The 25,454-nt window shown below is 70.6% G+C and carries 25 protein-coding genes; 1 reads left to right on the top strand and 24 read right to left on the bottom strand.

All coding sequences use genetic code 11. The annotated features are described in order from the left end of the window. Positions 1 to 67: 67 nt before the first annotated feature. The 15 genes from ITJ54_RS01005 to ITJ54_RS00935 all read right to left on the bottom strand — a co-directional run bounded on the left by ITJ54_RS01005 (position 68) and on the right by ITJ54_RS00935 (position 12,603). Positions 68 to 889 (bottom strand): PP2C family protein-serine/threonine phosphatase, encoded by an 822-nt coding sequence (locus tag ITJ54_RS01005; RefSeq protein ID WP_323741549.1) that lies wholly within the window; start codon positions 887 to 889, stop codon positions 68 to 70. A 39-nt stretch (positions 890 to 928) separates the two neighbouring features. Continuing rightward, positions 929 to 1,654: an FHA domain-containing protein gene (locus tag ITJ54_RS01000; RefSeq protein WP_194625495.1), complete on the bottom strand. Its 726-nt coding sequence runs from the start codon at positions 1,652 to 1,654 to the stop codon at positions 929 to 931. Between the two features lie 54 nt (positions 1,655 to 1,708). Further along, a complete protein-coding gene (locus tag ITJ54_RS00995) occupies positions 1,709 to 2,263 on the bottom strand; it encodes a hypothetical protein (RefSeq protein WP_194625494.1) in 555 nt (184 codons plus the stop codon). Positions 2,264 to 2,359: 96 nt separating this feature from the next. After that, positions 2,360 to 3,121 (bottom strand): YaaA family protein, encoded by a 762-nt coding sequence (locus ITJ54_RS00990; RefSeq protein ID WP_194626173.1) that lies wholly within the window; start codon positions 3,119 to 3,121, stop codon positions 2,360 to 2,362. A gap of 5 nt (positions 3,122 to 3,126) precedes the next feature. Further along, entirely contained in the window at positions 3,127 to 3,390 is a 264-nt protein-coding gene (locus tag ITJ54_RS00985; protein WP_194625493.1) for a F0F1 ATP synthase subunit epsilon, read from the bottom strand. 1 nt (position 3,391) lies between these two features. Next, positions 3,392 to 4,846 carry a F0F1 ATP synthase subunit beta gene (gene atpD / locus ITJ54_RS00980; RefSeq protein WP_194625492.1) on the bottom strand — a complete coding sequence of 485 codons (1,455 nt, stop codon included), beginning with the start codon at positions 4,844 to 4,846 and terminating at the stop codon, positions 3,392 to 3,394. A gap of 43 nt (positions 4,847 to 4,889) precedes the next feature. Beyond that, a complete protein-coding gene (locus tag ITJ54_RS00975; RefSeq protein WP_194625491.1) occupies positions 4,890 to 5,792 on the bottom strand; it encodes a F0F1 ATP synthase subunit gamma in 903 nt (300 codons plus the stop codon). Beyond that, positions 5,793 to 7,421, bottom strand: a complete 1,629-nt coding sequence (atpA, locus tag ITJ54_RS00970; protein ID WP_071274939.1) for a F0F1 ATP synthase subunit alpha — start codon at positions 7,419 to 7,421, stop codon at positions 5,793 to 5,795. 106 nt (positions 7,422 to 7,527) lie between these two features. After that, positions 7,528 to 8,322, bottom strand: coding sequence for a F0F1 ATP synthase subunit delta (locus ITJ54_RS00965; protein WP_194625490.1), 795 nt, complete (start codon positions 8,320 to 8,322; stop codon positions 7,528 to 7,530). Positions 8,323 to 8,324: 2 nt separating this feature from the next. Next, positions 8,325 to 8,906, bottom strand: a complete 582-nt coding sequence (locus ITJ54_RS00960; RefSeq protein WP_194625489.1) for a F0F1 ATP synthase subunit B — start codon at positions 8,904 to 8,906, stop codon at positions 8,325 to 8,327. 8 nt (positions 8,907 to 8,914) lie between these two features. Beyond that, entirely contained in the window at positions 8,915 to 9,157 is a 243-nt protein-coding gene (atpE, locus tag ITJ54_RS00955) for an ATP synthase F0 subunit C (protein ID WP_071274929.1), read from the bottom strand. A gap of 61 nt (positions 9,158 to 9,218) precedes the next feature. Continuing rightward, a complete protein-coding gene (gene atpB, locus ITJ54_RS00950) occupies positions 9,219 to 10,079 on the bottom strand; it encodes a F0F1 ATP synthase subunit A (protein WP_323741548.1) in 861 nt (286 codons plus the stop codon). 105 nt (positions 10,080 to 10,184) lie between these two features. Further along, entirely contained in the window at positions 10,185 to 10,682 is a 498-nt protein-coding gene (locus ITJ54_RS00945) for a hypothetical protein (protein ID WP_194625488.1), read from the bottom strand. After that, complete coding sequence (locus ITJ54_RS00940) at positions 10,679 to 11,932, bottom strand: MraY family glycosyltransferase (RefSeq protein WP_194625487.1); 1,254 nt, start codon at positions 11,930 to 11,932, stop codon at positions 10,679 to 10,681. The genes ITJ54_RS00945 and ITJ54_RS00940 overlap by 4 nt, the downstream gene beginning before the upstream one ends. Next, on the bottom strand, positions 11,929 to 12,603 hold the full coding sequence (locus tag ITJ54_RS00935; protein ID WP_194625486.1) for an L-threonylcarbamoyladenylate synthase: 675 nt from the start codon (positions 12,601 to 12,603) through the stop codon (positions 11,929 to 11,931). The genes ITJ54_RS00940 and ITJ54_RS00935 overlap by 4 nt, the downstream gene beginning before the upstream one ends. A gap of 38 nt (positions 12,604 to 12,641) precedes the next feature. Here ITJ54_RS00935 and ITJ54_RS00930 point away from each other — a divergent pair, with 38 nt between their 5' ends. Next, positions 12,642 to 13,289 (top strand): HAD family phosphatase, encoded by a 648-nt coding sequence (locus tag ITJ54_RS00930; RefSeq protein WP_323741547.1) that lies wholly within the window; start codon positions 12,642 to 12,644, stop codon positions 13,287 to 13,289. 101 nt (positions 13,290 to 13,390) lie between these two features. On the opposite strand, the gene prmC is transcribed toward ITJ54_RS00930, so the two are convergent. The 9 genes from prmC to argS form a co-directional block, all read right to left on the bottom strand. After that, complete coding sequence (gene prmC, locus ITJ54_RS00925; protein ID WP_194626171.1) at positions 13,391 to 14,266, bottom strand: peptide chain release factor N(5)-glutamine methyltransferase; 876 nt, start codon at positions 14,264 to 14,266, stop codon at positions 13,391 to 13,393. Positions 14,267 to 14,278: 12 nt separating this feature from the next. Beyond that, positions 14,279 to 15,361: a peptide chain release factor 1 gene (prfA, locus tag ITJ54_RS00920; protein ID WP_194625485.1), complete on the bottom strand. Its 1,083-nt coding sequence runs from the start codon at positions 15,359 to 15,361 to the stop codon at positions 14,279 to 14,281. Between the two features lie 3 nt (positions 15,362 to 15,364). Then, a complete protein-coding gene (rho, locus tag ITJ54_RS00915; protein WP_194625484.1) occupies positions 15,365 to 17,719 on the bottom strand; it encodes a transcription termination factor Rho in 2,355 nt (784 codons plus the stop codon). Positions 17,720 to 17,904: 185 nt separating this feature from the next. Further along, entirely contained in the window at positions 17,905 to 18,849 is a 945-nt protein-coding gene (gene thrB, locus ITJ54_RS00910; RefSeq protein WP_194626170.1) for a homoserine kinase, read from the bottom strand. A gap of 44 nt (positions 18,850 to 18,893) precedes the next feature. Continuing rightward, the gene (thrC, locus tag ITJ54_RS00905) at positions 18,894 to 19,973 is read right to left on the bottom strand and encodes a threonine synthase (protein ID WP_071274905.1); all 1,080 of its coding nucleotides are present in this window, start codon (positions 19,971 to 19,973) and stop codon (positions 18,894 to 18,896) included. 109 nt (positions 19,974 to 20,082) lie between these two features. Next, positions 20,083 to 21,390, bottom strand: a complete 1,308-nt coding sequence (locus ITJ54_RS00900) for a homoserine dehydrogenase (protein WP_194625483.1) — start codon at positions 21,388 to 21,390, stop codon at positions 20,083 to 20,085. Between the two features lie 29 nt (positions 21,391 to 21,419). Continuing rightward, positions 21,420 to 22,862, bottom strand: a complete 1,443-nt coding sequence (gene lysA / locus ITJ54_RS00895) for a diaminopimelate decarboxylase (RefSeq protein WP_194625482.1) — start codon at positions 22,860 to 22,862, stop codon at positions 21,420 to 21,422. Positions 22,863 to 22,929: 67 nt separating this feature from the next. Further along, positions 22,930 to 23,691, bottom strand: coding sequence for an LmeA family phospholipid-binding protein (locus ITJ54_RS00890; protein ID WP_194625481.1), 762 nt, complete (start codon positions 23,689 to 23,691; stop codon positions 22,930 to 22,932). A gap of 70 nt (positions 23,692 to 23,761) precedes the next feature. After that, the gene (gene argS / locus ITJ54_RS00885; protein ID WP_194625480.1) at positions 23,762 to 25,426 is read right to left on the bottom strand and encodes an arginine--tRNA ligase; all 1,665 of its coding nucleotides are present in this window, start codon (positions 25,424 to 25,426) and stop codon (positions 23,762 to 23,764) included. Positions 25,427 to 25,454: the final 28 nt, after the last annotated feature.

Here is a 25,454-nt window from a genome sequence, read left to right as displayed (position 1 = left end):
ACGACCGGCACCGATCTGCTGACGCGTGCGCGGGGAACCCCGATCGCGCCCCAGTTCGGGGGTCGGCTCAGTGTCGAGGGAGCGTGTCCTCGAGGTCGCGGTCGACCGGTGCGTCGTCCACCTGCAGCACCACGACCGTGACGTTGTCCCGGCCGCCGGCCACGAGGGCGTCGCCGACCAGTCGCTCGGCCAGCTCCTGCGGGTCGACGACCTTCGCCGCGATGCGCCCGATGCCCGCGTCGCCGATCTCCTTCGTCAGGCCGTCCGAGCAGATGATGTAGCGGTCACCGGTGCGCAGCGGCAGCGTCCACCAGTCGGGCTCCGGCGGCTCCCCGAACCCGACGGCCCGCGTGATCACGTTGCTGTCGGGGTGGGCCTCGGCGTCCTCGGCGCGCAGGACGCCGGCGTCGACCATCTCCTGGACGACGGAGTGGTCGACGGTGATCCGCCGCAGGACCCCGCCCTCCACGCGGTAGGTGCGGGAGTCACCGACGTTGAAGACGAGGGCGGCGGGCTGACCGTCGGCCTGCACGAGGGCGAGCCCGGTGACCGTCGTGCCGGCGCCGATCGCGTTGCCCCCGGCCGCGCGCTCGATGTCGGCGGTCGCCAGCAGCAGTGCGTGCTGGATCGTCTCACGCGACCCGAACGGGCCGGTGACCGAGTCCCCGAGGCGTCGGACGACCGCGTCGCTGGCGCGGTCCCCGGCGAGGTGCCCGCCCATGCCGTCGGCGACGACGAAGAAGGGGGCCTCGACGATGTAGCTGTCCTCGTTGTGGTCACGCCGCCGGCCGATGTCGGTGGCCGCGCCCCAGGAGAGCGTCAGGGTGGCGCCACCCGCTCCGGGGACGTCGATGGCGTGGGATGCGGCTGCTCGGCCGAGTTCGGTCACGGTCTTCGATCGCTCTCTGGGGGGTCGTGGGCGTGCCGGTCAACGAGTGGTTCTGCGTGGCGGTGGGGACGTCGGGAAGTCGTCCGCCGGAGGCGTCACACGGAGGTGTGGCGAGAGGACCTCGATCCCGATGCCGTCCCCGATCTCGACTACCGTACCGGTCAACGCCACGATCGACGCACCGGACGGCATCCGGTAGGCAGCGGCCCCGGCGGGCCGGACCACGGTGCCGTTGGTGGAGTGCAGGTCGTCCACGACGGCGGCTTCGCCCTCGGCGTGGAAGGCCACGTGCGAGGACGACACCTGCCCGGACGGCGAGCGGACGACGACGAGCTCGGGTTCCGGGCCGCGCACCACGCGCGGCAGCGCCGGTCGGCGTCCGACCACGACCGGCCGGTCGAGCCGGATCACCCGGTCGGCGACCCGGATCGAGGGCACGCGCGCACGCGGCGGCTCGACGACGTCCGGGAGGCTCGGGGGCACCTCCGGCAGACCGGTCACCTGGGCGGATGCCCGTGCGCCGCGGGCCCGCACCACGGTGTCCTCGGGATCGGGTGCCGCCAGGTCCTCGGGATCGGGTGCCGCCACGTCCTCGGGGGCGGACGTCACCCCGTCTTCGCGACCAGGAGCCGAGCCGACCCGGCTGCCGTCGCGCGGGACCCGGATGACGGTGTCCTCGACGGCGTCCGAAGCGCGGTCCCTGCCGACGGCACGGTGACGCGGACGGAGGACCGTGTCCTCGATGTCGTCGCCGTCGTCGTGCACCAGGGCCCTTCTCTCCTCGTCGTCACCACCGTAGACGATCCGGTGCACCCGGCATCACCCCCACCACGCCGGACCAGTGCGGGCTCGGACGGACCGCAGCACGAGTCCGGCGAGGGCGTCGTCGGGGACGGCGTCGAGCGCGTGGCGCGCTCGGGTCCTGGCACGCTCGGGAGACCCGAGCGCCCAGGAGCACCACGCTCCCAGTGCGAGCGCGCCGGCGACGCCGAGCCGCTCGTCGTCGGGGCACCCGCGCCGTCGCCAGTCCTGCCAGAGCCCGACGCACCGGTCCCCCGCGGTCCGGAGCCGGACACGGTCCGGCACCGGGCCGGTCCCCTGCAGCGCGAGTGGCGTCGGGTCGTGGAAGGGGTCGAAGGGGCGGACGACCGTCGGAGCCCGGTCGGCCGGGGCGGCGATGTGCCGGATCAGGGCCATCCGCGTGGCCAGGGCGACGCACGCGGTCGACACGGCTGCGCTGCCGCGCCGGTCGAGCGGCGACGTGTCGGGCGAGACCAGCGCCGCGGCGGCGACCGGCAGGGTGACTGCGGCAGCGATCTCACGGGACCGGCCAGCGATCAGGGACTCGGGACTTCGGAGGGCGATGACGTTCATGGGGCCATCGTGACGCGATCCGGGCCTCCAGGCCGGGGTTGGTCGTGACCCCGTGGAGAACCGAGCCGATCCGGTCCCTGTGCAGGGATCGTCCGCTCAGACCGGAGCCGGTTGCAGGCTCTCCGCGACGAGGTCCCACCCGCCGTCGACGCGTTCCACCACCACACCGACCTGTGCTGCCCAGTCGGCCAGGTCATCCATCGACCCCACGGTGGCGTCGGTCCGCGCCAGCAGCGACACCAGCCGGCCCTTCGTGGTCTTGTTCCAGTGGTTCAGGGCCTTCCGTCGACCGGAACCGTCAACGCTGACCACGCGGAGCGTGACGGCGCCGTCCACGGGGCCGAGCGCGCGGTAGCCCTCGGAGCGGAGGTCGAGCACCAGTCCGTCGGGGCGGCCCCGGAGGGCGGACCTGGACGGACCTGGCCAGTGCGACGCCAGTCGCAGCGGTGGCAGTCGCGAGTCGTGCGACAACCGGTACGCCGGGATCAGGTCGCCGGCGCCGATCGGACCGAACATCGCCGACTGCACCACGACGTGTCGCGACCACCAGGCACGGACCTCGGCGGATGCGGCCGGGACGTCGAGCGGGTCGTAGAGGACACCCGTGTACCGCTCGATCGCGGGGAGCGTCGGCGACGTGGTCAGCGCGAGGTTGCGGAAGCGTTCCGCGATCGACTTCGGGCCGAGCTTGAGGGCCGTCCGCGCGGAGGACTCCTCGGAACTGACGGAACGGGCCGCGGTGATCACCGCGGCCCGTTCATCGTGCAGTTCCGGGAACGAGAGCCCACCCAGGTCGAGGGTGGAGCCCGTGTCCCCGCCCTCCCGCTTCGTCTCGGACGGCGGGAGGAGGACGGTCAGTCCGGTCAGGACGCCAGCGCGGCCTGCCGCGCCACGATCGTGACCGTGTCGTGCTCGACGGAGAGGAAGCCGTCCTCGGCGTCGACCGCGACGGTGGAGCCGTCGGCACGCGTGATGCGGACCTGGCCCTGCGCGAGGATCGCGAGCATCGGCTCGTGCCCCGCGAGGATGCCGATCTGGCCCTCGGTCGTGCGTGCGACGACCATGGAGGTGTCGCCCGACCAGACCTCGCGGTCGGCCGAGACGACGCTCACGGTGAGACCCGCCATGTCAGCGGTTCTCCTTCTGGATCTGCGACCACTTCTCTTCCACGTCGTTGATGCCACCGACGTTGAAGAACGCCTGGGTCGCGACGTGGTCGAACTCGCCGTCGGCGATGGCGGCGAAGGACTCGATGGTGTCCTTGAGCGGCACCGTGGAGCCCTCGACACCCGTGAACTTCTTCGCCATGTACGTGTTCTGCGAGAGGAACTGCTGGATGCGACGTGCGCGCTCCACCGTGATCTTGTCCTCTTCGGAGAGCTCGTCGACACCGAGGATGGCGATGATCTCCTGCAGCTCCTTGTTCTTCTGGAGGATCTGCTTGACGCGCGTGGCCGTCTGGTAGTGGTCAGCGCCCAGGTACCGGGGGTCCATGATCCGCGACGTGGAGGTCAGCGGGTCGATGGCCGGGTAGAGGCCCTGCGACGCGATCTCGCGGGAGAGCTCGGTCGTGGCGTCGAGGTGCGCGAACGTCGTGGCCGGAGCCGGGTCGGTGTAGTCGTCAGCCGGCACGTAGATCGCCTGCAGCGAGGTGATCGAGTGACCACGCGTCGAGGTGATGCGCTCCTGGAGCACACCCATCTCGTCGGCGAGGTTGGGCTGGTAGCCCACGGCGGACGGCATGCGGCCGAGCAGCGTCGAGACCTCGGAGCCGGCCTGCGTGAAGCGGAAGATGTTGTCGATGAAGAGCAGGACGTCCTGCTTCTGCACGTCGCGGAAGTACTCCGCCATCGTCAGCGCCGACAGGGCGACACGGAGGCGCGTCCCCGGCGGCTCGTCCATCTGGCCGAACACGAGGGCCGTCTTGTCGAAGACCCCCGCCTCTTCCATCTCACCGATGAGGTCGTTGCCCTCACGGGTGCGCTCACCGACACCGGCGAACACCGACACACCGCCGTGGTCCTGCGCGACGCGCTGGATCATCTCCTGGATGAGGACGGTCTTGCCGACGCCCGCACCACCGAAGAGGCCGATCTTGCCACCCTGCACGTACGGGGTGAGGAGGTCGATGGACTTGATTCCGGTCTCGAACATCGAGGTCTTGGACTCGAGCTGGTCGAAGGCCGGGGCCTTGCGGTGGATCGGCCAGCGCTCGGTGATCTCGAGCTTCTCGTCGGTGTTGAGCACGTTGCCCAGCACGTCGAAGACCTTGCCCTTGGTGACGTCACCGACGGGGACCGAGATCGGAGCGCCCGAGTCACGGACCTCCTGACCACGGACGAGGCCGTCGGTCGGCTTCAGGGAGATGGCACGGACGAGGTCGTCACCGAGGTGCTGCGCGACCTCGAGGCCGATCTCCTGCGACGAGTCACCGATGGTGATGGTCGTGAACAGGAGGTTGTACATCTCGGGGATGGCGTCATGCGGGAACTCGATGTCGACGACGGGACCCGTGACACGGGCGATCCGGCCGACACCGGGCGCCGACGACGTCTCGACCGCGGTGGTTGCGGTGTCGGTCATGGCTGGTGCCTTCCTGGTGGGTTCTGTCCGCGAACGACGCGGACTACTTCTTCTTCGACGAGAGGGCGTCGGCGCCGCCGACGATCTCGGAGATCTGCTGGGTGATCTCGGCCTGACGCGCGTTGTTCGCGAGTCGGGTGAAGTCACGGATCAGGGAGTCGGCGTTGTCGCTGGCCGCCTTCATCGCCTTCTGTCGTGCGGCGTGCTCGGAAGCAGCCGACTGCAGCATGGCGTTGAAGATGCGGCTCTCGATGTAGACCGGGAGCAGCGAGTCGAGCACCGCGTCGGCGTCCGGCTCGAACTCGTAGAGCGGGAGCGGGTCGTCACCGGTGGGCTCGTCGACGCCGTCCACGACCTCGAGCGGGAGCAGGCGCACGACCTGGGGCTCCTGCGTCGCGAGGCTGAGGAAGCGGTTGAAGACGATGTGGATCTCGTCCACGCCGCCCTCGGTCGTGTCCTGGAGGAACTTCGACACGACTGCGTCGCCGATCTCCTTGGCCGTCGAGAACTCGGGCTGGTCGGTGTTCCCGACCCACTGCTGCTCGGACGGGCGCTCACGGAACGCGAAGTACCCGACGGACTTGCGGCCGACCAGGTAGTAGACGACGTCCTTGCCCTCGCTGCGGAGCAGGGAGGCGAGCTCCTCGCCCTGCTTGAGGACGTTCGTGCTGAACGCGCCGTTCAGGCCGCGGTCCGACGTGAAGAGCACCACGGCGGCACGGGTCGACGACTCGGGCTCGGTCGTCAGCACGTGGTCGACGTTCGAGAACGTCGCCACGGCCGACACGGCCCGGGTCACCGCACGCGAGTACGGACCGGACGCGGCCATGCGGGCTTGCGCCTTCTGGATCCGCGACGCCGAGATCAACTCCATCGCGCGCGTGACCTTCTTCGTGGTCTTCGCGGACTTGATTCGCTGTCGGTAGACCCGGACCTGCGCTGCCATCTAGCGACGACCCTTGACGATCTGCTCCTGGTCGACGTCCTCGGCGTCAGCCGACTCGAACTGCTCCGAGCCGAGCGTCTTGCCGTCGCTGGTCTGGAAGCTCTTCGTGAACTCGTCGATCTGCTTGCCCATCTCGGCGACGGTGTCGTCGCTGAGCTGGTTCGTCTCGCGCAGGGTCGTGAGCACGTCGGAGTTGCGACGCAGGTGGTCGAGCAGTTCGGACTCGAAGCGCAGCACGTCCTTGACCGGGACGGTGTCGAGCTTGCCGTTGGTACCGGCCCAGATCGAGACGACCTGCTCCTCCACCGGGTACGGCGAGTACTGCGGCTGCTTGAGCAGCTCGGTCAGACGGGCACCGCGGTCGAGCTGACGGCGCGACGTCTGGTCGAGGTCGGACGCGAACATCGCGAAGGCCTCGAGCGAGCGGTACTGCGCCAGCTCGAGCTTCAGCGTGCCGGAGACCTTCTTGATCGACTTCACCTGGGCGTCACCACCGACGCGGGACACCGAGATGCCCACGTCGACGGCCGGACGCTGGTTTGCGTTGAAGAGGTCCGACTGCAGGAAGATCTGGCCGTCGGTGATGGAGATGACGTTGGTCGGGATGTACGCCGAGACGTCGTTCGCCTTGGTCTCGATGATCGGGAGACCCGTCATCGAGCCGGCGCCCAGCTCGTCGTTCAGCTTCGCACAACGCTCCAGCAGACGGGAGTGCAGGTAGAAGACGTCACCCGGGTAGGCCTCGCGCCCCGGCGGACGACGCAGCAGCAGCGACACGGCGCGGTACGCCTCGGCCTGCTTCGACAGGTCGTCGAACACGATGAGGACGTGCTTGCCCTGGTACATCCAGTGCTGGCCGATGGCCGAACCGGTGTACGGGGCGAGGTACTTGAAGCCGGCCGGGTCGGAGGCCGGAGCGGCGACGATGGTGGTGTACTCCATCGCGCCGGCGTCCTCGAGCGCACCCTTGACGGAGGCGATCGTGGAGCCCTTCTGACCGATGGCGACGTAGATGCAGCGCACCTGCTTGTTCTCGTCGCCCGAGTCCCAGTTGGCCTTCTGGTTGATGATCGTGTCGATCGCGATCGCCGTCTTGCCGGTCTGGCGGTCGCCGATGATCAGCTGACGCTGACCACGGCCGACGGGGATCATCGCGTCGATGGCCTTGATGCCGGTCTGCAGCGGCTCGTGGACCGACTTGCGGCTCATGACACCGGGGGCCTGCAGCTCGAGGGCACGACGTCCCTCGGCTGCGATCTCGCCGAGGCCGTCGATCGGGGCGCCGAGCGGGTCGACGACACGGCCGAGGAAGGCGTCGCCGACGGGGGCCGAGAGGACCTCGCCGGTACGGGTGACTTCCTGGCCCTCTTCGACACCGGAGAACTCGCCGAGCACGATGGCGCCGATCGAGTCCTCGTCGAGGTTCTGGGCGAGGCCGAGCGTGCCGTCCGCGAAGCGGATGAGCTCGTTGGCCATGACGCCGGGGAGACCCTCGACGTGGGCGATGCCGTCACCGGCGTCGGTGACGTGCCCGATCTCGGCCGTGGAGGCCTTCGTCGGCTCGTAGTTCGAGACGAAGTCCTTCAGGGCATCACGGATCTCATCGGGGCTGATGGTGATGTCTGCCATGGGATTTTCCTTGTTGGTTTCCGGGGCCCTGCGGCTCCGAGAGGGTGATGCTGCCCGGTGGGGACAGTTCCCGTTGTGGACTTGGGTGACGGGTTCGACCGTACGCTCAGCCGGCGAGCTGGAGCCGGAGGTCGGCGAGGCGCGTGGACACGGTGCCGTCGATGACGTCGCCGCCGACCTGCACCCGGACCCCGCCGACGACCTGGGGGTCGACGACGTGGTTGACGATGATGTCCCTGCCGTAGCGCTCCGAGAGACCGCGGGCGACACGGGCCGCCTGGCCGTCGGAGAGCGGGACGGCGGTGATGACCGTCGCCACGACCTTGTCGGCCTGGTCGGCCACGATGCGCGAGGCATCGCGGACGAGCTCACCGATCCGGCGGCCGCGCGGCTGCTGGACCAGGGCCGAGAGGATCGTCATCGTCTGCGGCGACGACTTGCTGCCGATGAGCCGCTCGACGAGGGCGGCCTTCTGCTCCGGGCTGCCGAGCTTCGTGCCGAGTGCCAGCTCGAGGCCGGCGTCCGAACGGACGGCGGTCTCGAACGCGAACAGCTCGGCCTCGATCGAGGTACCCGGGTCAGCGGTGGCGGCGACGGCGCGGATGCCCGCGTCCTCGATGCCGGCGAGCAGGTCCTGCTGCGAGGACCAGCGCGATCCGGCCACCGCCGTCAGCACGGCGCGCGTGGCGTCGGACTGTCCGGCGAAGACCCGGTCGACGACCGACTTCTTGCCGATGACGTCGGCCGTCGGGTCGGCCAGCAACGTGAGGAGCTGCGACGCACCGGCGACCACTCGCCCTGCGGCGAGGACCTCAGCGCCCGTCGCCAGATCGGCGCTCTGACCGAGGTCGGCGAGCACCGCCTGCGTGGACGACATGGCTGATCGGGTGGCGCTCCGCATGCTCAGCGCTCCGTCTCGACCTGGGAGGCCTCGACCTGCGACGCCTCGACGTTCTTCGACGACTCGAGGTCGGCGAGGAAGCGGTCGACGACCGCGGTGGCCTTGGCGTCGTCCTTGAGGGACTCGCCGATGACACCCGACGCGAGGTCGAGGGCCAGCGAGCCGACCTCGGTGCGGAGCGACTGGAGCGCACTCTGGCGCTCGGCCTCGATCTGCGCCTGGGCGTTGCTCGTGATGCGCGCTGCGTCGGCCGAAGCCTGCTCGCGCACCTCGTTGCCGATGGCGGTCGCGTCGGCACGGGCCTGCTCGCGGATCCGCGAGGCCTCGGCACGTGCGTCGGCGAGCTGCTTGTTGTACTCGTCGAGTGCTGCGGCGGCCTGCTGCTGGGCAGCCTCCGCCTTCTTGATGCCGCCCTCGATGGCCTCGGTGCGCTCATCGAGCATCTTCGTGATGCGCGGCGTGACGACACGCCAGAACACCAGGAAGATGATGACGAAGGCAACCAGCGACCACACGATGTCGTACACCGGGGGGACCAGCGGATTGTGCGTTTCCTCCGCCGCGATGATGAGTGCAGTGTTCATCGAGAGCCTTAGTTGGTGCTGGTGAAGATGAAGTACGTGGCGATGCCGATGAAGGCCAGGGCCTCGGTGAAGGCGATACCGATGTACATGAGGGTCGTCAGGCGGCCCTGGAGCTCAGGCTGGCGGGCCACGGACTCGATCGTCTTGCCGACGACGATGCCGACGCCGATGGCCGGGCCGATCGCAGCGAGGCCGTAGCCAACCGTCGCGATGTTGCCGTTGATCTCCGCGAGAACGGTCGTTGCGTCCACGTGTTTTCCTTTCGAGGTGCGGGTCCGACGGATGCCGGTCCCGTAGGGGGTCAGTGAGGAATCAGTGCTCGTCGGCCAGCGCCAGCTGGATGTAGACGGCGGTGAGGAGCATGAAGACGTAGGCCTGCAGCAGCGCGACGAGGATCTCGAAAAAGCTGAAGGCGATGCCGAACGCGATGGTTCCGATGCCGAAGGCCTTGAAACCGAGCGACGCGTCGAAGAAGAAGAACTGCGTGGCCGAGAAGAACAGGACGAGCAGCAGGTGCCCGACGACCATGTTCATGAGCAGTCGGAGCGTCAGCGTGACCGGGCGGAGCACGAAGGTCGAGACGAGCTCGATCGGCGTCACGATGATGTACAGGTACCACGGCACCCCGGGCGGGAAGAGCGAGTTCCGGAGGAACGTGCCCGGGTGCTTGCGGAGCCCCGCGTAGATGAAGGCGACGTAGGCGACGATCGCGAGGATCATCGGCATCGCGATGCGGCTGGTGCCGGCGAGGTTCAGACCCGGGATCAGACCCGTGAGGTTCATGAACAACACGCCGAAGAAGATCGTCGCGAGCAGCGGCAGGAACCGCTTGCCGTCCTTCTCACCGAGGTTGTCGAAGGTGTTGCGTCGGACGACGTCGAAGCCGTACTCGATGAACGCCTGACCACGGTTGGGGATCAGCTTGAGCGCCCGGGTCCCCGCGAAGGCGAAGACGAGCAGCACTGCGACCGCGATGAAGCGGATGATGACGACACGATCGATCTCGAAGGGCGTCCCGGCGAAGAAGATGGGGTCCGGGAAGAACTCGTTGATCGACGGGCCATGGAACTCGGCGGCCTTGCTGCTCCCCGCCGCCACGGTGTTGACCGCGGCGGAGAGGGACAGGGGAAGAGCGTGGGATAGCAGCGCTGTCTCCTGTGTCGGCGCGCGCACGTCATGGCACGCGATGGTGGACTGTGTGGAGGCTCGTCCCGCCCGAGCAGTGCTCCGGACGCGGACTCGTCAAACCCTATCAGGTGCGCGAGCCTTCCCGGGCTCTCAGGCGCGCGGCTCCGCGCTCCCAGGCTCCGCGGAGGCGAACGAGGACGACCCGTCCCCCGGCAGCGGCACGTCGATCGGCACACGGCCCTTGGCGATGACGGTGACGTCGATCACCAGGGAGCCGATCACGCCGACGATGATGGCCACGGCGAGCACGGGCGTGTCGACCCAGTCGCGGTCCTTGAGCAGGACGAGCACGACGATGAAGAGCACGAACTTCACGAGGAACATCCCCATGATCGTGCCGAAGAACGCGCCGGAGATCATCTGGCCGCCGGAGAAGCGGATCGCCAGCAGGACGCTGACGGCCGTGAGCCCGCAGAACACGACGCTCATCACGGCGCCGATGAGCCCACCGGCGAGTCCCGGTCCCCCGGCGAGGAGGAACCCGACCAGTCCCCCGACGACGGCCAGGGCGCCGGCCAGCAGCGCTCCCTGCACGAGGATCCGCCGGAAGAGCGGGGTGATGTGGTCGAGGCCGTTCGGCGTGGTCACGAGGGGTCTCCAGAGGGGGAAGGGGTCGGTCGGTCGCGGACGGCGGCGGCACGGTCCAGCGGGTCGAGGCTGGGGTCGACGACGGTGCCGGCGACCCGTGCGGCTCCTGCGGCGGTCTGCGCGGCGATCTCCGTGCGTTTCCGTCCGAGCGGCGCGAACGTCGCGATGGCGCAGATGGTGAACCCGACCGACACGAAGACGACGACCCACCACCAGTCGACGAACAGGAACAGCAGACAGCCGACAGCGACGGTGGCCGTCCACGCGTAGAAGATCAGCACGGCGTGGAAGTGCGAGTGGCCCATGTCGAGCAGGCGGTGGTGCAGGTGCTTGCGGTCGGCGGAGAACGGGGACTTGCCCGCGCTGAGCCGTCGGGACACCGCGAGGCCGAAGTCGAGCATCGGCACGATGAGGATCGCGAACGGCAGCAGGATCGGGATGAACGCCGGCAGCAGGTCGGTGCGCGTGCGGACGGCGGCCGGGTCGATGTTGCCCGTGATGGACACCGCGCTCGTGGCCATCAGGAACCCGACGAGCAGCGCGCCGGCATCCCCCATGAAGAGCTTCGCGGGGTGCCAGTTCAGGACGAGGAACCCGCAGCAGGCCCCCACCAGCACGGCGGTGAGCAGTGACGGCAGGTTGAAGAAGAACTCGGTCTGCACGACCACGCGGTTGATGAAGAACGTGTAGAGGAAGAACACCCCGCCGGCGATGATCGCGACACCGGCGACCAGGCCGTCCAGCCCGTCGATGAAGTTCACCGCGTTCATCACCAGCACGACGGCCAGCACGGTGAAGATCAGGCTCATGTACGACGACCCGACACCGAGCGTGTTGCCGATCGGCAGCGACACGATCGCCACGCCCTGCCACGCCAGGATCCCCGCGGCGATGATCTGCCCCGCGAGCTTCGTCATCCAGTCGAGGTCCCAGATGTCGTCCGCGACACCGAGCACGACGATGATGGTGGCCCCCGCCAGCACGGCGAGCACGCGCTGCGGTTCCGCGAAGACGAGTCGGAAGAAGTCGATGCCCTGGATCTCGGGGAACACGAACCACGCGCAGAGCAGCGAGACGACGACCCCGAGGAACATCGCGATGCCGCCCAGCCGTGGCACCGGCGTGCGGTGGACGTCGCGTTCGCGGACCTGGGGGTACCACTTGTACTTCACGCCGAGCTTCCAGAGCAGGAAGCTGACGACGAAGCTCACGACGGCGGAGATCGCCCCCGCGAGCAGGTAGTACTTCACGTCCTGAGGTCGTCCCCGACGACCCGTTCGATCTCGGCGTCCGAGATGACACCGTGCCGCACGATGCGCAGGCCGTCGCCGGTGGCCAGCCCCGTCGCGTCGACGATCGTCGACCCGGTGGACGCCGCGAAGCCGTCGTGCACCGCGAGCGGACCGCCGTCGAGGTACACCGCGACGCTGTCCCCGAGCATGGCCTCGGCCGCGTCGACGTCCATCGCGGCCGGGTCCCCGGTGGAGTTCGCGGAGGAGACCGCGAGCGGGCCCACCTCCTGCAGGAGTTCGAGTGCGATGCGCGAGTCCGGCATCCGCAGCGCCACGGTCCCCCGGGTCTCGCCGAGGTCCCAGTCGAGGGACGGCTGCGCGCCGAGGATCACGGTGAGGCCGCCCGGCCAGAACGCGTCCACCAGGTCGCGGACCTGCTGCGGGACCTCGCGTGCGAGCGCGTCGAGCGTCGCCGGCCCGGGGATGAGCACGGGCGGCGGCGACTGGCGCGTGCGGCCCTTGGCGTCGAGCAGCCGCTGCACGGCGGTCGCGTCGAAGGCGTCCGCGGCGATGCCGTAGACGGTGTCGGTGGGGAACACGACGAGTTCGCCCCGTCCGAGTGCGGCACGTGCGAGCCGCATCCCGGTCAGGAGCCCGTCGGGGTCGGTGCAGTCGTATCGGGATGCCATGACTCGCACGATGATAGTGCGACAGAATAGGCGGCATCGTGAACGAGACCCCAGCGCCCCGCCTCCTGTTCCTCTTCGACATGGACGACGTCCTGGTCCGCTACGACTGGCAGACCCGCATGGCGGGCCTCACCGAGCTCACCGGCCACGACCTGGTGGAGCTCCGGCGCCGCTGGTGGGTGTCCGGCCACGAGCAGCGCGCAGAAGCGGGCCACTTCCCCGACGGGGACGCCTACCTGACCGCGTTCCAGGACGCCATGGGCTGCGAGGTCCCGGAGTCCGAGTGGGCACGTGTCCGCGGTTCGGCGATGACCGAGCTGCCGGAGCGCATCGAGGCCGTCCGCATCGCCAGCGAGCACGGGCGTGTCGCGCTCTTGACGAACAACGGTCCGCTCGCCGGTCGGTGGATCCACGAGTGGGCGCCGTCCCTGCCGCCGCTCTTCGGTGAGCACCTGGACACCTCGAGCAACTTCGGCGCCCGCAAGCCCGAACCCGAGGTCTTCCGCAACGCCCTGGACCACCACGGTGCGCGCCCGGAGGACACCTTCTTCGCCGACGACATGCCCGAGAACGTCGCGGGCGCCAGGAGCGTCGGCATCCACGCCGTGCTCGTCGAGCACGACACCGACCTGCGGGACGCCGTCCGCGCGTTCGTCGCGTCGCGCACGGGCGCCAGCGTCGTCTGACCCGTCACCGAGACTCGGCCCCGCGGACACGACGCGGTTGACGGAGCGCACGGACTGTCCGGTGGACCGAGACTCGGCCTGGAGGCCCGGCTCGGCCCCGCCTAGCGCGTCGCGGTGGTCGTGCGGTCGCGTCCGGTGAGGTCCTGGTGCGTCTCCGGGGACCGGAACCCCCGGCGTGCCAGGACCTCGCGCACGGCTGCGCCCTGCGGTTCGGCGTGCTCGACCACGAGCAGGCCGCCGGGGACGAGCAGCCGCCACGCCGTCTCGGCGAGGGCGCGGACCGCGTCGAGGCCGTCGGGACCGCCGTACAGGGCGAGCTCCGGGTCGTGGTCGCGGACCTCGGGGTCGACGGGGACGGCGTCGTCCGGCACGTAGGGCGGGTTGGACACCACGACCGAGACCGTGCCGTCGAGCTCCGGGAACGCGTCGGCGAGGTCGCCCTCGACGAGCCGCACCGTGTCGCCGTAGGTCGCCACGTTCCGCCGGGTCCAGGGCAGCGCCTCGGCTGACCGCTCCACCGCGTACACGACGGCGTTCGGCACCTCGGTGTCCATGGCGATCGCGATGGCCCCGCTGCCGGTCCCGAGGTCGACCGCGATCGGCTCGGGCACGGCGGTGGCTCGGAGTGCGTCGATGCCGAACTGCACGACGCCCTCGGTCTCCGGCCGCGGCACGAACACGCCGGGTCCGACGGCCAGGGTCAGCGCCCGGAAGTGCGCCTCGCCGGTGATGTGCTGCAGCGGCAGCCGGGTGGCGCGTCGGGCGACGGCCTGCCGGAAGCGCGCGACGTGCTCCCCCGCGATCGTCCCGCCGGTCATGGCGCGGGCCTGCACAGCCCCGCGCGAGGTGTCCGTCGCCCAGGCGAGCAGGAGCTCCGCGTCCACCCGCGGGGTCGGGACGCCGTGCGCGACGAACGCGGCGGTCGCCTCGTCGAGGAGGCGGTCCGCCGCGTACGTGACGGGCGTGTCGGAGGTGATCGGAGCCTCCTGTCAGGCGCCCTGGTCGCCCACGGCGGCCAACTGGGCCTCTTCGTCCGCGCGGATGGCGGACTCGATGACCGGCTCGAGCGCGCCGTTCATGACGCGGTCGAGGTCGTACGCCTTGTACCCGGTGCGGTGGTCCGCGATCCGGTTCTCCGGGAAGTTGTACGTGCGGATGCGCTCCGACCGGTCCATCCCGCGGATCTGCGATCGACGGGCGTCCGATGCGAGCGCGTCGATCTCCTCCTGCTGCTTCGCGAGGATGCGGGCACGCAGGACGCGCATGCCCGCCTCTCTGTTCTGCAGCTGCGACTTCTCGTTCTGCATCGCCACCGTGATGCCCGTGGGCAGGTGGGTGATGCGGACCGCGGAGTCGGTCGTGTTCACGGACTGACCGCCGGGACCGGAGGACCGGTACACGTCGATCTTCAGGTCGTTCTGGTTGATCTCGACCTCTTCGGGCTCGTCGACCTCGGGGAAGACCAGCACGCCGGTCGTCGAGGTGTGGATGCGCCCCTGGGACTCGGTCGCCGGCACACGCTGGACGCGGTGCACGCCGCCCTCGTACTTGAGGTGCGCCCAGACGCCCTGGGCGGGGTCCGACGAGTTCGACTTGATCGCGACCTGGACGTCCTTGTAGCCGCCGAGGTCGCTCTCGGTGCGCTCGAGGAGCTCCGTCTTCCAGCCCTTGGACTCCGCGTAGTGGGAGTACATGCGGAGGAGGTCGGCGGCGAACAGCGCCGACTCCTCGCCGCCCTCGCCGCCCTTGATCTCCATGATGACGTCACGACCGTCGTCCGGGTCGCGCGGGATGAGGAGACGACGGAGCCGCTCCTGGCGCTCCGCGAGCTGCTCCTCGAGCCCCGGGACCTCCTCTGCGAAGGCCTCGTCCTCGCGGGCGAGCTCCCGGGCGGCGGCGAGGTCGTCCCCCGCCGCCGTCCAGGCCTCGTACGCGGACTTGATCCGGTTCAGCTCGGCGAACCGCCGGTTGACCTTCTTCGCACGGGCAGCGTCGGCGTGGAGCGCGGGGTCCGACAGCTGCTGTGTCAGGTCCTCGTGTTCCGCCAGCAGCCCGGCCACCGACTCGAACACCGGTTACTCCTGGTGACCGAGGTGACCGTTCCCGGTCGCCGGGACGGACTTCTGGACCTGGACCAGGAACTCGACGTTCGACTGCGTCTCCTTGAGGTTCCGCAGCACGATCTCGAGGGCCTGCTGCGGGTCGAGCCCGGCGAGGGCCCGGCGCAGTCGCCACGTGATCGTGACCTCGTCGGCGGAGAGCAGCTGCTCCTCGCGACGGGTGCCGGACGCGTTGACGTCCACGGCCGGGAAGATCCGCTTGTCCGCCAGGTGGCGGTTCAGGCGGAGCTCCATGTTGCCGGTGCCCTTGAACTCCTCGAAGATCACCTCGTCCATCTTCGACCCGGTCTCGACGAGCGCCGTGGCGAGGATGGTCAGCGAGCCGCCGTTCTCGATGTTGCGGGCGGCGCCGAAGAAGCGCTTGGCCGGGTAGAGCGCGGCGGAGTCGACGCCGCCGGACAGCACGCGGCCGGACGGCGGGGTCACCTGGTTGTACGCGCGGCCGAGGCGGGTGATCGAGTCGAGCAGCACGACGACGTCGTGGCCCAGCTCGACGAGGCGCTTCGCACGCTCGATCGCGAGCTCGGCGACCGTGGTGTGGTCCTCGGCGGGACGGTCGAAGGTCGAGGCGATGACCTCGCCCTTCACCGTGCGCTGCATGTCGGTGACCTCTTCGGGCCGCTCGTCCACCAGGACGACCATGAGGTGCGCCTCGGGGTTGTTCTTCGAGACCGCGTTCGCGATGGCCTGCAGGACGACGGTCTTGCCGGCCTTGGGCGGCGAGACGATCAGACCGCGCTGGCCCTTGCCGATCGGGGACACCAGGTCGATGATCCGCGTCGACAGCTTCGCCGGCTCGGTCTCGAGCCGCAGGCGCTCGGTCGGGTACAGCGGGGTGAGGTCCTGGAAGTCGACGCGGCTCGCGGCCTCGTCGGCGGTCTGGCCGTTGATCGTGTCGATCTTGACCAGGGCGTTGTACTTCTGGCGGCTCTGCTGCTCGTTGTCGCGCGGCTGCTTGATCGCACCGACGACGGCGTCGCCCTTGCGCAGGTGGTACTTCTTCACCTGGCCGAGGGAGACGTACACGTCGCTCGGGCCCGGGAGGTACCCGGTCGTGCGCACGAAGGCGTAGTTGTCGAGGACGTCGAGGATGCCCGCGACCGGGATCAGGACGTCGTCCTCGGTGATCTCCGGCTCGAACTCGTCGTTCTGGCCGCCGCGGCCGCGCTTGCGGTCACGCTGACGACGGCTGCGGCCGTTCTCGGCCTCCTCGTCACGACGCTGCTGGTCGTCACGCTGCTGCTGTGCCTGGCTCTGGCCGTTCTGGGCCTGCTGGCCGTTCTGCTTCTGCTGCGCCGGCTGCTGGTTCTGCTTCTGCTGGCCGTTCTGGCCCTGCTTCTGCTGATCCTGGCGGGCGTCGGCCTGCTTCGGCTCGGCCTGCTTGTCGTCGACCTGCTTGTCGTCGGCCTGCTTGTCGTTGCCCCGGGCCTGCTGGCCGTTCTGACGACCGTTCTGCTGCCGTCCCTGCTGGTCGGCGTCCTGCTGGTCGCCGTTCTGCTGGTCACCGTTCTGCCCGCGACCACGACCGCGACCACGGCTGCGACGCCCGCGGCGCGAACCGCCCTCGGCGTCACCGTTCTGGTCGTCGTCCTGGCCCTGCGCAGCGTCGGCGCCCTGCTCGTCGGTGTCGGCACTCTGCGGTCGCTCGGCACTGCGGGGCTGCTCGGCACTGCGGGGCTGCTCGGCGCTCTGGGGCTGCGCGGCCGACTGGGGCTGCTCGGCGTCCTGCGGCTGCTCGGCCTTCTGTCCGCGGCGACGGCGCTGTCCGCCGGACTGCTGGCCGCCGGACTGCTGCCCGCCGCCCTGCTGGCCGTTCGTCTGGGCGGCTTCCTCGGCGTCCTTCTCGGCGCGCACCTGGTCGAGTCCGGCGAGGAGGTCCTCGGTGCCGGTCTGGCCGTGGTTCGCGTGCTCCGCCGCCGTCGTCGGCGCGGTGGTCACGGTGCCGCCGGAGGTGGCGCGACGGGAACGACGGGCACGGGAGGGTGCGGCCTGCAGCGTCGGTGCGACGTCCACGCTGTCGGTCACCTCGGAGCCGGCGTCGTGGTGGGTGGGCGTCTCCGGCTCGAGCTCGGAGGAGACCACTGCGGCGTCGGCGCCGGTCGTGGTCGACGCGGCGGCCGGGGCAGCGGGCGCCTCGGGCTGGCCCTCGGGGCGCTTGTCCTCGATCGAGGCGATGAGGTCGCCCTTGCGGAGCTTCGAGAGCCCCGTGATGCCGAGGGAGGAGGCGATGCGCTGCAGCTCGGGGAGGCGCAGGGCGCGCAGGTCGCTGGGGATCTCCACCGAGGAGGCGGAGTTGTTCACGTTGGTCAAGTTGTCGTTTCCTTCCGAACCGCAGAGCGCGGAGAGTTTCCACCGACTTCCCACGCGATGCGCTGGCGCTGGTGTGCGCTGGCACGAGTGTGCGACGGCCGCCGTTCAGACGACGGACCGGGAAGCGGTGATCTGAGGGAGATCACACCTGCGGACCGGGAGCTCGTGCTGGCTGTTGTGCCGCGCTAGGAGCGTCCGACGTGGTCAACCGGGTGCGCGTTCACTGTAGCACCACCGAGATCGACGGCCAGCATGAGGGGCCGCCAGGTCGATTCGGCGTGTCGTTCGAGCAGCGCGGCCGCCGTCAGCCGCTGGGCCGGGTCCGACCCGAGCACGAGCAGGCTGGGCCCGGCACCGGACACCACGGCCGCGAGCCCGTGCTGCCGCAGCAGGCGGATCAGGGCGTCCGTCTCGGGCATCGCGCTGGCCCGGTACGTCTGGTGCAGCCGGTCCTCGGTGGCGGCGAGGAGCAGCTCGGGGCTCTGGATGAGCGCCGCGACGAGGAGCGCCGAGCGGGACACGTTGAACGCGGCGTCGGCGTGCGGGACGCTCTCGGGCTGCAGGGACCGCGCGAGCTTCGTGGACAGCGTCGACGTCGGCACGAAGACCACCGGTGCGACACCGCGGTGCACGAGCAGCCGCTTGTACGCGGGGCCGTCGGCCGTCATCCACGCGATGGTGAGTCCGCCGAAGAGCGCGGGCGCGACGTTGTCGGGGTGCCCCTCCATCTCGGTGGCGAGGGTGAGCAGCGTCGAGGCGTCGAGGTCGACGATGCCCTCGAGCAGGCCGCGCGCCGCCATCAGCCCGGCGACGATCGCCGCGGCCGAGGAGCCCATGCCCCGACCGTGCGGGATGGCGTTCACCGCGCGGAGCTCGAGCCCGGGCTGCTCGACGCCGGCGTGCTCGAGGCCACGGCGGACAGCGCGCACGACCAGGTTGGTGTCGTCGGTCGGGACCTCGCCAGCGCCGACGCCCTCGACCGTGACGATCGCGCCGGGCTCGCGGCGGACGCGGACGTCGACCTCGTCGTAGAGGGAGAGCGCGAGACCGAGCGAGTCGAAGCCCGGTCCGAGGTTGGCGGACGTCGCCGGGACGCGCACGCGGACCGCCCGTCCGGCCGGTACAGCGATGCGGGCAGTGGTGCCCTCCCCCGGCCCGGACGAGCGGTCGGGGGTCACCGGGCGCCGGCCAGTCCGAGGACCTCGGCGATCGCGCGGGTGTCGACCGGGACGCTCGTCGGCGTCACGTCGCCGCCGTCCTCGGTCTTGAGTGCCCACTGCGGGTCCTTGAGGCCGTGGCCGGTCACCGTGATGACGACCGTGGCGCCCTTGGCGATCTCGCCGGCGTCGGCGCGCTCGAGGAGCCCGGCGACACCGATGGCGGACGCGGGCTCGACGAACACGCCGACCTCGGCGGAGAGGATGCGGTGCGCAGCGAGGATGCCCGCGTCGCTGATCGCGCCGAAGTAGCCGTCCGTCTCCTCGCGCGCCTCGAGCGCGTACTTCCACGACGCCGGGTTGCCGATGCGGATGGCGGACGCGATGGTCTCCGGGTGCGGGACGACGGCGCCGCCGACGATCGGGGCGGCACCGGCGGCCTGGAACCCGAACATGCGCGGGAGCTTGGTGGAGCGGCCGGCGGCGACGTCCTCGCGGTACCCGCGGGAGTACGCGGTGTAGTTGCCCGCGTTGCCGACGGGCAGGAAGTGGAAGTCCGGCGCGTCACCGAGGACGTCGACGACCTCGAACGCGGCGGTCTTCTGGCCCTCGATGCGGTCGTTGTTGACCGAGTTGACCAGGTGCACCGGGTAGTTCGCGGCGAGGTCACGCGCGATGTCGAGGCAGTCGTCGAAGTTGCCCTGGACCTGCAGCAGCTGGGCGTCGTGCGCGACGGCCTGGCTGAGCTTGCCCATCGCGATCTTGCCCTCGGGCACGAGCACGGCGGCGGTGATGCCGGCGTGCGTGGCGTACGCGGCGGCCGAGGCGCTCGTGTTGCCCGTCGACGCACAGATGACCGCCTTCGCCCCGTGCTCGACGGCCTTGGAGATCGCCATCGTCATGCCGCGGTCCTTGAACGACCCGGTCGGGTTCATGCCCTCGAACTTGACGTAGACGTCCGCGCCGGTGCGCTCGGAGAGGCGACGTGCCGGGATGAGCGGCGTGCCGCCCTCACCCAGCGTGACGATGGGTGTCGCCTCGGTCACGTCGAGTCGGTCGGCGTACTCGCGCAGGACTCCCTGCCACTGGTGGGCCATCAGGGTTCTCTCTCTGTCTGGTGCTTCGGGGCGGGTGGGGTGGTGGACCGGAGGACCGGCTGTCCCGGCGCCGACGCGGGGCTGCGTCGGCAGGTCGTGGGGCTGGAGGTCAGGCGCCGACGACGCGGAGGACGCTCGCGACCTCGGCCACGACGTCCTCACCGCGGAGGGCGACGACGGTGTCGGCGAGGTCGGACTCCCGGGCTTCGTGGGTGCCGATGACGAGCGTCGCCGTGCCGCCGTCGCCGTGGGCGCTCGACTGCTCGACGGTCTCGACGCTGACGCCGTGCGCCGCGAGGACCCCGGCCACGGTCGACAGCACGCCGGGGGCGTCCGTCACGTGCAGGGTGATCTGGTAGCTCGTCCGGACGGCCCCGATCGGGAACACCGGCAGGGCGGACTGGGTCGACTCCGCGACGCCGGGGCCACCGATGACGTGTCGACGGGCTGCGGAGACGAGGTCGCCGAGCACGGCGGACGCGGTCTCGACGCCACCGGCCCCGGCGCCGTAGAACATCAGGTCGCCGGCGGCCTCGGCCTCGACGAACACGGCGTTCTTCGCTCCGTGCACGCTGGCGAGCGGGTGGGTGTCCGGCACGAGCGCCGGGTAGACCCTGGCGCTGACGCCCTCGACGCCGTGCTCGTCCGTCAGGCGCTCGCACGTGGCGAGGATCTTCACGACGTAGCCGGCCTTGCGCGCGGCGCGGACCTGCTCGATGGTGACGGAGGTGATGCCCTCGCGGTGCACGGCGACGAGCGGGACCGAGGTGTGGAACGCGAGCGAGGCCAGGATCGCGGCCTTCTGGGCGGCGTCGTAGCCCTCGATGTCGGCGGTCGGGTCGGCCTCGGCGTACCCGAGCTCGGTGGCCGTGGCCAGGGCGTCCTCGAACGTGGCGCCCTCTCGGTCCATCAGGTCGAGGATGAAGTTCGTGGTGCCGTTGACGATGCCCATGATCCGGACGATGCGGTCGCCGGCGAGGGAGTCGTGCAGCGGACGGATGATCGGAATCGCCCCGGCCACGGCGGCCTCGTAGTAGAGCTGTGCGCCGACCTGCTCCGCCGCGGCGAAGAGCTCGGGACCGTGCGTGGCGAGGAGGGCCTTGTTGCCGGTGACGACGTCGGCGCCGGACAGCAGGGCCTGGAGCACGAGGGTGCGGGCGGGCTCGATGCCACCGATGAGCTCGACCACGATGTCCGCACCGAGGATGAGCGACTCGGCGTCCGTCGTGAAGAGCTCGCGCGGCAGGTCGACGTCCCGCTGGGCGTCGAGGTCACGGACGGCGATCCCGACGAGCTCGAGGCCGGCGCCGGCGCGCGAGGCGAGTTCGTCGCCGTGCTCGAGCAGGAGCCTGGCGACCTGGGACCCGACCGAGCCGGCCCCCAGCAGCGCGACGCGGACGTTGCGGTATTCGATCATGTGGTGCGTGTCTCCGGGATCTCGGGGGTTCACCGCGCGGCACCGGCTGCGGCCACGGGCGACACCCCGGTGTCGCGAGCGAGCAGGTCGTCGACCGTCTCGCCCCGGACGAGGATACGGGCAGTGCCGTCGGCGACCGCCACGACCGGCGGGCGTCCGACGTGGTTGTAGTTGCTCGCGAGGCTCCAGCAGTAGGCGCCGGTGGCCGCGACGGCGAGCAGGTCCCCACGCTGGACGTCGCCGGGCAGGTACTCGTCCTGCACCACGACGTCGCCGCTCTCGCAGTGCTTGCCGACGACGCGCGTGAGCACGGCGGGTTCGTCCGACGTGCGGGTCAGTCGTGCCGTGTAGTCGGCGCCGTACAGCGCCGGGCGGATGTTGTCGCTCATCCCGCCGTCGACGGAGACGTACGTGCGGGTCGCGGTGCCACCACCGCCGAGCAGGTCGCCGTCGCCGTCGAGCTCGAGGGAGACCGGCTTGACCGTGCCGACGCGGTACAGCGTGATGCCGGGCGGGCCGACGATGTAGCGCCCGGGTTCCACGGCGATCTCGGGGACGGGGATGTCCCGCTCCGCGCAGGCCTCGGCGACGATGGCGGCGAGGGCGTCGGCGATGTCCTCTGGTTCGAAGGCGGAGTCGTTCTCGGTGTAGTCGATGCCCCAGCCGCCGCCGAGGTTCAGCTCGGGGACCGGGCCGCTCGCGACGAGGGTGGCGTGCACGTCCATGAGTCGCCGGGCTGCTTCGCGGAAGCCGGACTCGTCGAAGATCTGCGAGCCGATGTGCGAGTGCAGGCCGACGAACGCGAGCGAGGGCTCCGCACGGACCGCCTCGGCTGCCCGGACGGCCTCGTTCAGCGGGATCCCGAACTTCTGGTCTTCACGAGCCGTCGCCAGGTACTCGTGCGTCGAGGCGTGCACACCGCTGTTGATCCGGATGCGCACACGCTGCACGGTGCCGGCGTCGGCGGCCGCACGGGCGACCCGACCGATCTCCTCGTGCGAGTCGAGGACGATCGTGCCGAGGCCCACCTGGACTGCGCGGGCGATCTCGGCGTCGGACTTGTCGTTGCCGTGGAACCCCATCAGCGCGGGGTCCGCACCGCCGGCCAGCGCCACCGCGAGCTCACCGCCGGTGCAGACGTCGAGTCGCAGGTCGGCCTCGGCCATCCAGGCGGCGACCTGGGTCGTGAAGAAGGCCTTGGCGGCGTAGTAGACGTGTGCCCGGGTGCCGATGCGCGCGAAGGCCTCGGTGAAGGCGTTGCGCACGCGGACGGCACGCGACTGCACGTCGCGCTCGTCGACCACGTAGAGCGGCGTGCCGAACTGCTCGACCAGGTCGGCGGCGGTCACGCCGCCGACGGCCAGCGAGCCGTCGTCGGTGCGGGTGGCGGAGGCCGGCCAGATGCGGGCCGTCAGCGCAGAGGCGTCGGACGGGTACCGCAGCCGCGGCGGGGCAAGGGGGTTCTCGCTCACGCGACCGATCCTACCGAGCCGCACCGGGCCTCCCGGCTCGTGTGACGCGACCTGTGCAGAACCCGCGTCAGCAGCGGCCGGTGGTCTGCAGGCCGCGCTCGCTCAGCGGGAGCTCGTCCGCGACGATCCGCACCGTGGCCTGCTGCTTCGTGACGTCGAACGACCGCACGCGGAGGTCCTGGGGCAGGAAGCGCGCCGTGCACACCGGCACAGGCGTGTTCGTGACGCCGGGGATGGCGCCGACGTCCAGGTCGAGCGCCGAGTTGGTGATGCGGACGGTCTTCGGGGTGATCGTGATGCCGCGGCCGTCGCCCTGCGCGACGACCGACCCACGTGCCAGGTAGGAGATCTGGTAGCCGAGCACGGCGGTCTTGCCGGAGAGCTCCACGCCGCCGTCCACCAGCGACATCCGTTCGAACAAGGGGCTGTACTTCGCCAGGTCCTTCACGCTCGACGACGCCAGCGTGACGGTGCCGTCGACGTCGTGCACCGCACCGGCGCCGTCGATCGGGACGTCGTGCACCGTCACGTCGGCCGCCAGCGGGATGCCGTCCACGGTGATCCGCTTCGAGTGGATGTCGACGTCGTCGAGGGAGCCGGCGATGAGCTGCGGGATGATGACGCCGTCCGCGTGGGCGTCGACCGAACCCGTGGTGCCGTCGGGCAGCGACTGCTCGACCTGCTGCGCGACCTGCCGGTCGACGACGCCGCGGAGGACGAACTCGGCGACCACCACGAGCACGGCGAGCACCACCAGGACGCTGACCAGGACGATCGCCGTGGTGCGGCCGCGGTGGCGCTGCTTCGGGGCGGGGGCGGGTGTGGACATGCGGCCCACCCTGCCAGGACCCACCGTCAGACAGCCGGGAGGCTCGGCTTCCGTCCGGCGGGACGGCGCGCTACATGCGCTCGGGCGCGCTCACCCCGAGCAGGCCGAGGCCGTTGCGCACGACCTGGCCGGTGGCGTCGTTCAGCCAGAGCCGCGTGCGGTGCAGGTCGGTCACGGTCTCGTCGCCGAGGGGCGTGACGCGGCAGGCGTCGTACCAGCGGTGGTAGAGCCCGGCGAGCTGCTCGATGAACCGCGCGATGCGGTGCGGCTCGCGCAGTTCGGCGGCACGGCGGACGACGCTCGGGTACTCCGCCAGCGCGCCGAGGAGGGCGCTCTCCGTGGCGTGGGTGAGCAGCGAGGCATCGAACACGGAGCGGTCGACCCCGGAGGCGGCGGCGTTCCGCGCGACGGACTGCGTGCGGGCGTGGGCGTACTGCACGTAGAAGACGGGGTTGTCGTTCGTGCGCTTGGTCAGCAGGTCGAGGTCGATGTCGATCGCGGTGTCGCTGGCGAACCGGACGAGGGCGTAGCGGCCGGCGTCGACCCCGACCGCGTCGACGAGGTCCTCCATCGTGACGATCGTGCCGTTGCGCTTGGACATCCGCATCGGCTCACCGTCCTTGAGCAGGTTCACCATCTGGCCGATGAGGATCTCGAGGTTCGTGCCCGGCTCGTCACCGAAGGCGGCGCACATCGCCATCATCCGGCCGACGTAGCCGTGGTGGTCGGCCCCGAGCATGATCAGGTTGCGCTCGAACCCGCGCTCGCGCTTGTCGAGGTAGTACGCCAGGTCGCCGGCGATGTACGCGGGCTCGCCGTCGGACTTGATGACGACGCGGTCGCGGTCGTCGCCGAAGTCGGTCGTGCGGAGCCACTCGGCACCGTCGGCCTGGTACATCTGGCCGTTCTGCCGGAGCCGCTCGATCGCGCGCTCGACGGCCTTCGACTCGTGCAGCGCGTTCTCGTGGAAGTAGACGTCGAAGTCGACGCCGAACTCGTGCAGCGACTGCTTGATGTCGGCGAACATGAAGTCGACGCCCTCGCGGCGGAAGAGCTCCTGGGCCTCGTCCCGCGGCAGGTCGTGCACGTCGCCGTCGAAGGTGGCGAGCACGCGGGCCGCGATCTCCGGGATGTACGCGCCGCCGTAGCCGTCCTCGGGCGTGGGCTCGCCGAGCGCCGAGGCGACGAGCGACCGGGCGAAGCGGTCGATCTGGCTGCCGTGGTCGTTGAAGTAGTACTCGCGGGTGACGAGGCCGCCCTGCGCCTGGAACACCCGGGCCAGGCTGTCGCCGACCGCTGCCCAGCGGACGCCGCCCATGTGGATCGGCCCCGTGGGGTTGGCGGACACGAACTCGAGGTCGATGCGTACGCCGTCGTACAGGTCCCCGCGCCCGAAGGCCTCGCCGGACTCGACGATGGTGCGCGCGACCTCGCCGGCGGCAGCGGCCTCGAGCGTGATGTTGATGAAGCCGGGGCCGGCGATGTCGACCGAGTCCACGCCGTCGAGCTCGGTCAGCTCGCCGGCGATCTCCGTCGCGAGCTCGCGCGGGTTCGTGCCCAGACGCTTCGCGAGCTGCATGGCCGCGTTCGAGGCCCAGTCGCCGTGGGCCCGGTTCTTCGGGCGTTCGAGGGCGACGTGCGACTGCTCGACCGTCACGGTGTCCGCGGCCCCTCGTCGCTCGACGATCCCGGTCAGGATCGACAGGTACGCGGCGGAGAGTTCAGCAGGAGTCACGGCAGACGAGTCTACCGGGCGGCATGCA

Origin of the sequence: Curtobacterium sp. VKM Ac-2865 (assembly GCF_015350905.1) — a bacterium.
In the GTDB taxonomy this organism is placed as follows: domain Bacteria; phylum Actinomycetota; class Actinomycetes; order Actinomycetales; family Microbacteriaceae; genus Curtobacterium.
Note: the sequence above shows the minus strand (reverse complement) of the source record. Positions and strands in the feature narration are given on the sequence as shown.

Coding starts and splice junctions, on each gene's coding strand:
- ITJ54_RS00995 (WP_194625494.1), bottom strand. CDS start 2,263: ATGAACGTCATCGCCCTCCGAAGTCCCGAGTCCCTGATCGCTGGCCGG.
- ITJ54_RS00985 (WP_194625493.1), bottom strand. CDS start 3,390: ATGGCGGGTCTCACCGTGAGCGTCGTCTCGGCCGACCGCGAGGTCTGG.
- atpD (WP_194625492.1), bottom strand. CDS start 4,846: ATGACCGACACCGCAACCACCGCGGTCGAGACGTCGTCGGCGCCCGGT.
- ITJ54_RS00975 (WP_194625491.1), bottom strand. CDS start 5,792: ATGGCAGCGCAGGTCCGGGTCTACCGACAGCGAATCAAGTCCGCGAAG.
- atpA (WP_071274939.1), bottom strand. CDS start 7,421: ATGGCAGACATCACCATCAGCCCCGATGAGATCCGTGATGCCCTGAAG.
- ITJ54_RS00965 (WP_194625490.1), bottom strand. CDS start 8,322: ATGCGGAGCGCCACCCGATCAGCCATGTCGTCCACGCAGGCGGTGCTC.
- ITJ54_RS00960 (WP_194625489.1), bottom strand. CDS start 8,906: ATGAACACTGCACTCATCATCGCGGCGGAGGAAACGCACAATCCGCTG.
- ITJ54_RS00935 (WP_194625486.1), bottom strand. CDS start 12,603: ATGGCATCCCGATACGACTGCACCGACCCCGACGGGCTCCTGACCGGG.
- thrC (WP_071274905.1), bottom strand. CDS start 19,973: ATGGCCCACCAGTGGCAGGGAGTCCTGCGCGAGTACGCCGACCGACTC.
- ITJ54_RS00900 (WP_194625483.1), bottom strand. CDS start 21,390: ATGATCGAATACCGCAACGTCCGCGTCGCGCTGCTGGGGGCCGGCTCG.
- ITJ54_RS00890 (WP_194625481.1), bottom strand. CDS start 23,691: ATGTCCACACCCGCCCCCGCCCCGAAGCAGCGCCACCGCGGCCGCACC.